This is a genomic window from Reyranella sp. CPCC 100927 (assembly GCF_007859315.1).
Taxonomy (GTDB): Bacteria; Pseudomonadota; Alphaproteobacteria; order Reyranellales; family Reyranellaceae; genus Vineibacter.
Genome location: NZ_VOHA01000033.1, coordinates 73743 through 83612 on the forward strand (window position 1 = coordinate 73743; position 9870 = coordinate 83612).

8 protein-coding genes are annotated in these 9870 nt (G+C 66.7%); 3 read left to right on the forward strand and 5 right to left on the reverse strand.

The window, feature by feature from the left end; all coding sequences use genetic code 11:
- Positions 1 to 80: 80 nt before the first annotated feature.
- From FQU96_RS39405 to FQU96_RS39425, 5 genes are all read right to left on the reverse strand, one after another.
- Positions 81 to 947, reverse strand: a complete 867-nt coding sequence (locus FQU96_RS39405) for an MBL fold metallo-hydrolase (protein WP_146546912.1) — start codon at positions 945 to 947, stop codon at positions 81 to 83.
- Positions 948 to 1177: 230 nt separating this feature from the next.
- A complete protein-coding gene (locus tag FQU96_RS39410) occupies positions 1178 to 2419 on the reverse strand; it encodes a Zn-dependent hydrolase (protein WP_146546913.1) in 1242 nt (413 codons plus the stop codon).
- A 15-nt stretch (positions 2420 to 2434) separates the two neighbouring features.
- A complete protein-coding gene (locus FQU96_RS39415; protein WP_146546914.1) occupies positions 2435 to 3214 on the reverse strand; it encodes a YbaY family lipoprotein in 780 nt (259 codons plus the stop codon).
- A gap of 46 nt (positions 3215 to 3260) precedes the next feature.
- Positions 3261 to 4511 carry a flavin-dependent oxidoreductase gene (locus FQU96_RS39420; protein ID WP_146546915.1) on the reverse strand — a complete coding sequence of 417 codons (1251 nt, stop codon included), beginning with the start codon at positions 4509 to 4511 and terminating at the stop codon, positions 3261 to 3263.
- Between the two features lie 6 nt (positions 4512 to 4517).
- Positions 4518 to 5495, reverse strand: coding sequence for a tripartite tricarboxylate transporter substrate binding protein (locus FQU96_RS39425; protein WP_146546916.1), 978 nt, complete (start codon positions 5493 to 5495; stop codon positions 4518 to 4520).
- Positions 5496 to 5655: 160 nt separating this feature from the next.
- Here FQU96_RS39425 and FQU96_RS39430 point away from each other — a divergent pair, with 160 nt between their 5' ends.
- The 3 genes from FQU96_RS39430 (at position 5656) to fahA (ending at position 9719) form a co-directional block, all read left to right on the forward strand.
- On the forward strand, positions 5656 to 6849 hold the full coding sequence (locus tag FQU96_RS39430; RefSeq protein WP_146546917.1) for a CaiB/BaiF CoA-transferase family protein: 1194 nt from the start codon (positions 5656 to 5658) through the stop codon (positions 6847 to 6849).
- A 94-nt stretch (positions 6850 to 6943) separates the two neighbouring features.
- Positions 6944 to 8281: a homogentisate 1,2-dioxygenase gene (gene hmgA / locus FQU96_RS39435; protein WP_146546918.1), complete on the forward strand. Its 1338-nt coding sequence runs from the start codon at positions 6944 to 6946 to the stop codon at positions 8279 to 8281.
- Between the two features lie 121 nt (positions 8282 to 8402).
- Complete coding sequence (gene fahA / locus FQU96_RS39440; protein WP_146546919.1) at positions 8403 to 9719, forward strand: fumarylacetoacetase; 1317 nt, start codon at positions 8403 to 8405, stop codon at positions 9717 to 9719.
- Positions 9720 to 9870: the final 151 nt, after the last annotated feature.

Consider the following 9870-nt stretch of genomic DNA (forward strand, 5'->3'; position numbering starts at 1 on the left):
TAGGCCCTGTCATCCCGAGCGCAGCGAGGGATCTTTGCGCCAACGCAAGATTCCTCGCTGCGCTCGGGATGACGGCATTCTCAGTTCGGCCGCCGGTTGGACGTCACCATGCGGTACATGCCGACGATGTTGAGCGCCGCCATGTCCTTGTAGCCGGCCCAGCTCTCGTACTTCGACAGGTTCACCGCTGCCTTGATCTCCTCGACCGATTTGCCGGCGCGCACGGCGGCCAGAACCTGCGTGTAGAGATCTTCCATGTAGGTGCGATAGTTGACGACGCTCTGCTTGTTGCCCAGCGGCCCATGGCCTGGCGCCAAGGTGTCGAACTCCATGGCCTCTACCCGGCGCAACGACTCGATCCAGTCGGTGAGATAGGCGTCGGGAAAATCGCGGAAGGCGACGGCGCCGACCGGGATGAAATCGACGGCGAAGATCAGCTTCTCCTTGGGAAAGCGCACCACCAGCGAATTGTTCGAGTGATTGCGCCCGACATAGATCAGCTCGACCACCGTGCCACCCAGCTCCAGCTCCATGCGATCACTGAAGGTGACGTGCGGTACCGCCGTCGGCCGCTTCTCGCCGATGATGATGTCCTTGGCGTTGGCATGCGCGATCACGGTCGCGGTGTCGGCCCATTCCTCGCCGCCCGAGACATGGTCGGCATGGTCGTGGCTATAGATCACGTACTTGATGGGCTGATTGAAGCGGGTCTTGATTTCAGCCTTCAGCCACTTGGCGGCATCGGCGTTGATCGGGTCGGTGGCGATCACGCCGGCTGGCGTCACGGCGAAGACCGAGTAGTGGAAGTTGTTGCGGAAACGATAGACGTCGCCCGCGATCTTGGTGATCTCGCGCACCGGCGGCGGCGGGCTCTGTGTCTGCGCCACCACCTCGGCCGACAACATCGCTATGACGGCGCCCGCAACCAGCGCACCCCAACGCATCATGGCTCCCTCCTTTGTCTTGGGACGCGCCACTCTCCTCTATGCCGGCCGATCGACGAACATCGGCCGACACCGTCACACCGACATGTGACGCTCGCATCGGTGTGCAGCGCACCGGATTGTAACTACCGTCATCCCGAGCGCAGCGAGGGATCTCCCGGGAACGGAGACTCCATTCGCAGAAGATCCCTCGCTGCGCTCGGGATGACAGCACGACGCTGAGATAACAGCGCCTACGCGTTGGCGCGCTCGACCATGGCCTGCAACAGGATCTGGCAGCCGGCGGCGATGTCCTCCTTGCGTGCGTCCTCGATCTCGTTGTGGCTGATGCCATCCTTGCAGGGCACGAAGATCATGCCGGTGGGCGCCACCTTGGCGACATAGCAGGCGTCGTGGCCGGCGCCGCTCACGATATCCATGTGCGGCATGCCCGCCTTCCCTGCCGCGGCGCGTACGGCCGCAACGCACTTGGCATCGAACGGTGTGGGTGGGAAGTACCAGATCTGCTCGATCTTCACGTCAAGCCGATGCTCGGCCGCGATACGCGCGGCCGCCGCCCGCATCTCCGCATCCATGCGGGAGAGTTCTGCGTCGTCGGGATGGCGAAAATCGAGCGTCATGAACACGCGGCCGGGAATCGTGTTGCGCGACTGCGGCTTGCTCTCGATCACGCCCACGGTCGAACGGCCGTTGGGACGTGCCCCGATCTTGCGCACCTCGGCGATCAGCAGCGCAGCCCCCAGCAGTGCATCGCGGCGGCCTTCCATCGGCGTCGTACCGGCGTGGCTCTCCATACCGGTCCATTGGATCTCGTACCAACGCTGGCCTTGCGCTGCCGTCACGACACCGATGGTCTTCTCCTCACGCTCGAGGATCGGTCCCTGCTCGATATGCGCCTCGAAGAAGGCGCCGACCGGCCGGCCGCCGACCGCCTCCGGACCATCGTAGCCGATCTGCTTCAGCGCCTGGCCGAAGGTGACGCCATCGGGGTCGGTGCGCGACAGTGCGTAGTCGACGGTGAATACGCCGCCGAACACGCCCGACGCCGTCATCGCCGGCGCGAAGCGGCAGCCTTCCTCGTTGGTCCACACCGAGACCTCGACCGGCGCCTCGGTCTCGTAGCCATGGTCATTGAGCGCGCGGATCACCTCGAGGCCGGCCAGCACGCCATAGCAGCCGTCGAACTTGCCGCCGGTCGGCTGCGTATCGAGATGGCTGCCGGTCATGATCGGCGCCTTGCTGTTATCCCGGCCCGGCCGGCGCGCGAAGATGTTGCCGACCTGGTCGATGCGGATGTCGCAGCCGGCGTCCCGGCACCAGCGCACGAAGAGATCACGCCCCTGGCGGTCGAGGTCGGTGAGCGCGATACGGCAGACGCCGCCTTTGTCGGTGCCGCCGATCTTCGCCATTTCCATCAGGCTGTCCCACAGCCGGTCACTGTTGATCTTCAGGTTGGTGACATCCTGCTGGCTCATGACTTCTTCCTCTCATTAGCGTCGAGCGACAATCCGGCGGCCGTCGGCGGCCACCAAGACCAGCCCACCATCGGCCGTTCTGTCAAACCGCTGCACCTGCTCCAACAGGCGTATGAATGTCCCCTCCTGCCGCATCAAGGCCGGCGCGCACGCCATCATGGTCGCGACACCACGGCCAATCTTGAGGCTGTTGCCATCCAGCGTATAGGGCGCGCCGTACGAATTGCACCCGCCCCGGCCGCTCAGGCGCCCGTCATTGCCGAACCGGATCGTCACCCGCGAATTGTCGATGATGCCGCCGCCGCCGATGTCCTCGACCACCCATTCGGCACCCTGCAGCGGGGACGTTCCCGTCGGTGGCGGCGCACTCACGCGCACCATGGTCAGCGCGCCCATGTCACTGGCCGGCGACACGGGGTCCACCGAATGCATCGTATCGGTGGTCCACAGCAGGTTGCCGCGACTGTCGCGGATCGTGCCGCTGACGCTGTAGCGCATCCGCGGCTTCAATTGCGCGCGATCGACCGTCAGGCTGAATGGCACGGGAACCTGGCGTCCCTCCATGGCGATGGTCTGCCGCGTGATGACCCGCGCTGGCGCGTCGGCAAGCGAGACGTCGGACAATGTCACCTCGGCCACGCTGCCGGGCGGCACAGCAATCCTCTCGCGGTAGGTCAGGGCGCCGCGCACGGTCAGTGTCTCGGCCGATGTGGTGGGCCGATCGGTGGGCGCCGAGCAGGCCGAAAGGACCAGGGCCGCGCCCGCGATGACCAGAAGCTGGACAACATACTTCATGGAAACCTCACTCCACCGATGGTGTCATACCGTGCTGCCGGGGGCATCATGGTCTTCCCGATCCGGCCAACGCCTCCTTGCTCGATCCGCTGACACGCTTGTAGCCATCCGACAGCGCCACCAGTTCCTCGCGGGCAATGACGTCCTCGATGCGCTCGAACGGCTTGTCGCCGGTACGCAAGAAGACCTCGCGCAGGATGGCGTCGGGCGGGTTCTTCCGGTTGGTCAGCACGATGTTCGATGTCACCTCGCGGCGCTGCGCCTCGTAGTCCAGCAAGGCCCGCACCGGGTCGGTGTGCGCAACCAGCATGTCGGCCAGCACCTGGGCGTCGAGGATCGCCTGACCGGCGCCGTTGGAACCGCGCGGCACCATGGGGTGCGCGGCGTCCCCCAGCACGGTGATGCGATCGAAGCTCCAGCGCGGCAGCGGATCCTGATCGATCATCGGGAATTCAAGCACGACGTCGGACGCGCGCAGGAACGCCGGCACATCGAGCCAGTCGAAATGCCAGTCGGCAACGGCGCCGATGAAGTCATCGAGACGGCCGGGCCGGTTCCAGTCACGCCGCTTGTAGTGCGGCGTCTCGATCTCGACCACCCAGTTCACGAGTTGGCGCCCGTCGGCATCGATGGCATCGCGGATGGGGTAGATCACCATCTTGCCGGTCGCCAGCCAGCCGGCACGCACCATGCTGGCGCCCGACAGGAACGGCGGCCAGCGCGTGACGCCGCGCCACATGTTGTAACCGGAATAAACCGGATCGCCTTCGCCGGGATAGAACTGCTTGCGGATCACCGAGTGGATGCCGTCGCAGGCAATGAGCGCCGCGCCGCGCTGCGCCGGCAGGTCGCCATCGTCACCCGCGCGGCAGAACCGCACCGAAACGCCATCCGCATCCTGGTCAGCACCGACGCACCGCCAGCCCAGGTGCAGGCGATCGGCGCCGACACGGACCTTGAACGCATCGAGCAGCACGGCCTGCAGATCGCCGCGGTGGATCGAGAACTGCGGCCAGTCGAAACCGGCAAAGCGGCCGAGCGCCTCGCGGTAGATCAACTGGCCGAAGCGATTGAAGAAGACCGCCTCCTGCGTGGTGACGGCAACGCGCGCCAGTGCGTCCCGCAAACCGAGGTCGCTCAGCACGCGCACGGCATGCGGCAACAGGTTCACCCCGACGCCGACCGGCCGGATCGCATCGGCGGCTTCATAGACGCGGCACGCAATGCCGGCCCGATGCAGGGTCAGTGCCAGCGTCAATCCGCCGATGCCGGCACCGACGATGATCACGTCATCCATGCTTCATCACTCCGGCTTGATGTTGGCATCACGGATGACCTTTTGCCACTTGGCGAGATCGGCGCGCACCAAAGCCGCCAGCGGCTGCGGTGGGCCGCCGGCAGGGACCAGCCCCTGCTCGCGCAGCGCCGCCTTGACCGGGTCCAGCGCCAGGATGGCGTTCACCTCGCTGTTGAGCCGGGCCACGAGATCGGCCGGCATGCGCGCCGGCGCGAACAGGCCGTACCAGAGATCGACGTTGAAGCCGGTGATCCCCTCCTCCATCAAGGTCGGCACGTCGTTGGCCTGCGGCGAGCGCTTGTCGCTGCCGATCGCCAGCAGCTTGATCTTGGCGGTGCGCTCCAGCGGCAGCGCCGTGTGCAGCGGCATCACCATCGTGCCGACATGACCCGCAACGACGTCCTGCACGGCGCCGGCCGATCCGCGATAAGGCACGTGGACGACATCGATCTTGGTAGCGAGCTTGAACAGTTCCATGAAGAGATGCTGCGGCGTGCCGACACCCGGCGAGGCGTACTTCATCGTCCCGGGCTCGGCGCGGGCACGCTGCAGGAAGCCCGCGACCGCATTGATCTTGAGCGCTGGGTTCACCGTCAGCACCAGATCGCCGGTCGCGGCCTTGGCGATCGGCGTGAAATCCGCCACGGGGTCGTAGCCGATGTTAGGATAGAGCGGCACGTTGGTGACGAACGTGTTGGCCGTCATCATCAGCGTGTGGCCATCCGGCGTGGCACGCGCCACCGTCTGGGTGCCGATGCTGCCGCTCGCGCCGGGCTTGTTGTCGATCACCACCGGCTGGTCCCAGCGCTGCCGCAGATGCTCGCCCACCAGGCGCGCCAGGATGTCGATACCGGTACCGGCCGTGAAGGGCACGACGATGGTGATCGGCCGATCCGACAGGCCCTGCGCCCGCGATCCGGCGGATGAACCGGCACACAGCAGCGACGTCATCGCCGCCACGGCACGACGCCTTCCGATATTCATGTCACCCTCCCGCGTCTTCTTTTTTGCTCAGCGACACCAGGTCTTTCTATCGTGCATAGCGGACCAGCGACGGCAATCTCGCGCAACACTTGCTGTCTTGCGTTGACTGGCGCAAGCCTAACGCTCCAGTGGCCGGAAATACAGACAACGCGAGGTATGCATGCTGCCGTTGCAGGGAATCTCTGTACTCGACCTGACGCAGGCGATGGCGGGCCCGATGGCCGGCCAGATCCTGGGCGACATGGGCGCCGACGTGATCAAGGTCGAGCCGATGGGCGGCGAGCATTTCCGGCCGCAACTGGGTGGCGCCTGGGTTCCCTCGCTCAATCGCAACAAGCGCGGCCTTGCGGTCGACCTGACGTCCGAAGGCGGCAAGCAGGTGATGTGGCGGCTGGTGCAGAAGGCCGACGTGTTCATGGAAGCCTTCGTCCCCGGCGTCATCACCAAGCTGGGCTTCGGCTATCCCGCCGTGAGTGCCGTCAATCCCGGCCTGGTCTACCTGTCGATCTCGGGCTACGGCCAGACCGGCCCCTATCGCGGCCGCGGCGGCTATGATCCCTGCATCCAGGCCGAGACCGGCATCATGGAAGCGACCGGTGATCTGGACGGACCGCCGGCCCGGGTCGGCACCGCGCCGATCGATCAGGGCACCGGCACGTACGGCGCGCTGGGCGTCGCCGTCGCGCTGCTGGCACGCCACCGCACCGGCCGCGGCCAGCACATCGACCTGGCGCTGTACGACGTCGGCGTGCAGCTGATGAGCCATTGGATCACCAACTACGGCCGCACCGGGGAGGATCCCCGGCGCATGGGCATGTCGCATACTCTGCTGGTGCCGCTGCGGACATTCGCGACGCAAACCCAGCCGCTCTACGTAGCCTGCACGCAGGACGCGTTCTGGCTCAAGCTGCTCGAAGCCGTGGGGCTGTCGCGGCTGAAGAGCGACCCGCGGTTCAAGACCAACACCGATCGGGTCGCCAACCGGGCCGAGCTCGAGCCGCTGCTGGAAGCAGCCTTTGCCGCCGAAACCTGCGAGACCTTGCTGGGGCGCCTGATCCCCGCCGGCGTGCCGTGCGCACCGGTGAAGTCGGTCAGCGACATGCTGCATGATCCGCACGCCATCGCGCGACAGAGCTTCGTCGCCATGGATTACCCAGGGCTGGGCAAGGTGATGAGCGCCAACAACCCGCTGCGGCTCTCCGACTCGCCAGTCGAGGTGCGTCGCCTGGGACCGCAACTGGGCGAGCACACGCGCGAGATCCTGCGCGAGGTGGGCTACCGCGACGGCGAGATCGAGGCCCTGGCGCGTTCGCATGCCGTACGCCTTCACGACGGTGAAACGGTTACATCCTGATATGTGAGCGCACCGTCGCCCGGGTGCGGACAGCCCGGGTTGCCATCGTCCTCCCCCGGCGGTAGTCAGGCGCAGGATCTGCGGGAGGCAAAGCATGCCGGTTTCCGATATCGCCGACGGCCGCACGGCAGCCGCGTCCAGCACCACGACGCTGGTCTACCAGACGGGTTTCGGCAACGAGTTCGCGACCGAGGCGCTGCCCGGTGCGCTGCCTGTCGGACGCAACTCGCCACAGAAGCCAGCCTACGGCCTCTACACCGAGCTGCTGTCGGGCACGTCGTTCCTGGCGCCGCGCGCCGTTGGTCGCCGGTCATGGCTCTATCGCATCCGCCCGTCGGCGAAGAACGCGCCGTTCAGGCCCTACGCGACCCACCTGTGGCGCAGCGGACCGGTGGAAGAGGTACCAATGCCGGCGGACCGCCTGCGCTGGAACCGCTTCGCGATGCCCAAGGCCGGCACCGATTTCATCGACGGCCTGGCGACTCTCGCCGTCAATGGCGATGCCGGCATGCAGGCTGGTATCGCCGTGCATGTCTATCGCGCCAATGCGTCGATGACCGACCGCTTCTTCGCCAACCACGACGGCGAGATGCTGTTCGTGCCGCAGACCGGCCGGCTGCGGCTGGCCAGCGAGATGGGCATCGTCGAGGCCAAGCCCGGCGAGATTGCCGTGTTGCCGCGCGGCGTGCGCTGCCGCATCGATCTGCCCGACGGGCCGTCCTACGGCTTCGTCGGCGAGAATTACGGCATGCATCTGCGACTGCCCGATCTCGGGCCGCTGGGTTCCAATGGTCTGGCCAACCCACGCGATTTCGAGACACCGGTGGCGGCCTACGAGGATCGCACCGGCGATTTCGAGATGGTGGTGAAGACAGGCGGCCGGCTGTGGGTCTGCGACGTCGATCGATCGCCGCTCGACGTCGTGGCCTGGCACGGCACCCTGGCGCCCTATCGTTACGACCTCGCGCGCTTCAACACGATGGGCACGGTGAGCTACGACCACCCCGACCCGTCGATCTACACGGTGCTGACGGCGCCGTCCGACACGCCGGGCTGGGCCAACATCGACTTCGTGATCTTCCCGCCGCGCTGGATGGTGGCCGAGGACACGTTCCGGCCGCCCTGGTTCCACCGCAACGTGATGAGTGAGTTCATGGGCCTGATCCATGGCCAGTACGATGCGCGCGCCGAGGGCTTTACGCCTGGTGGCACGTCGCTGCACAACGCCTTCACTGCGCACGGGCCCGATGCGTCGACCTTCGAGACGGCGAGCAACGCAGCACTGGCGCCGCACAAGATCGACAACACGCTCGCCTTCATGTTCGAGACCCGCTACCCGCTGAAGCCGACACGCTTCGCGATGGAATCGCCGGAGCGGCAGCTCGAGTATTACAAGACCTGGGACAGCCTCACCGCGCGGTTCAAGGCATAAGCCCGCCGCATTCTTTGCGGGAACGGGCGGCGCTTGGCGCCGACAGGGATCCAACGAGGTCCTTTCACATCTCCCCACGGCGTGGGGAGAACTCTCCCTCTCACACATGGACGACATATCGATGGCAGCGCTCAACGAAACGCATGATCCCGCGCTCAAGAGCTGGGTCGACTCGGCGAACACCGGCGACACCGACTTTCCGATCCAGAACCTGCCGTTCGGCGTCTTCCGCCGCGCCGGCAGCGACGAGCCGTTCCGCGGCGGTGTCGCAATCGGCGATCAGATCCTGGATCTCGCGGCCGTGCGGGTTGCGCGCGCCATCCGCAGCACCGTGGCAGCCAACGCACTGCGCGCCGCCAGCGGCGCGACGCTGAATGCGTTCATGGCGATGGGCCCACAGGCGTGGTCGGCGCTGCGCCTGGCATTGTCGCGCGCCCTGCGCGACGGTGCGCCGGCACAAGCCAAGCTCGCCGGCGCGCTGGTGGCACAGCGCGACGCCGAGATGGCAGTGCCGGCCAGCATCGGCGACTTCACCGATTTCTATACTTCGATCTATCATGCCACCGCTGTCGGCAAGCTGTTCCGCCCCGACAATCCGCTGCTGCCCAACTACAAGTGGCTGCCCATCGCCTATCACGGCCGCGCTTCGTCCATCGCCACGAGCGGCCAGCGCTTCCACCGCCCCAAGGGCCAGACGACGCCGCCCGGCGGCAACACGCCATCCTACGGGCCCTGCAAGCGGCTCGATTACGAACTGGAACTGGGTGCCTTCGTCGGCGTCGGCACCACGATGGGCACCACCGTGGCCATGGAGAGCGCCGAGCAGCACCTGTTCGGCGTGGTGCTGCTCAACGACTGGTCGGCGCGCGATATCCAGGCGTGGGAATACCAGCCGCTGGGCCCGTTCCTCGCCAAGAGCTTTGCCACCACCATCTCGCCCTGGATCGTGACCCTGGAAGCGCTGGAACCGTACCGCGCGGCATGGACCCGGCCCGCGGACGATCCGCAGCCCTTGCCGCACCTGGACTCGACCGACAATCGCTCACGTGGCGCCATCGATATCGGGCTGGAGGTGTGGCTCGAAAGCGAGCGCATGCGGCGCGAGAACAGCGGGCCTGCGCTGCTGTCGCGCTCGAACTTCCGCGACTCCTACTGGACCTGGGCCCAGATGATGGCGCACCACGCCTCCAACGGCTGCAACCTCGCGCCCGGTGACCTGTTCGGCAGCGGCACGCAGTCAGGCCCGCGGCCCGAGGAAGGTGGTGCCCTGCTCGAGCTCTCCAAGGGCGGCAAGGAGCCGGTGACGCTCGCCAACGGCGAGACCCGGACCTTCGTCGAGGACGGCGACACCATCACCTTCCGCGCCTCGTGCACTGCCGAGGGTCGCGCCCGCATCGGCTTCGGTGCCTGCTCCGGCACGGTGCTGCCGGCAACGTGACAAAACGAACCCCTCCCCAAATGGGGAGGGGTTCGGTCCGCTAGTCTTTCCCCTTGGGACGATCCTCGCGCTGTGGCGGCTGAGGTTGCGGTGGCGGTGGCGTGCGGGCAGCGCGGGTGGAAGCGGCAGCCGGGCGGCGGGCGCAGCGCGC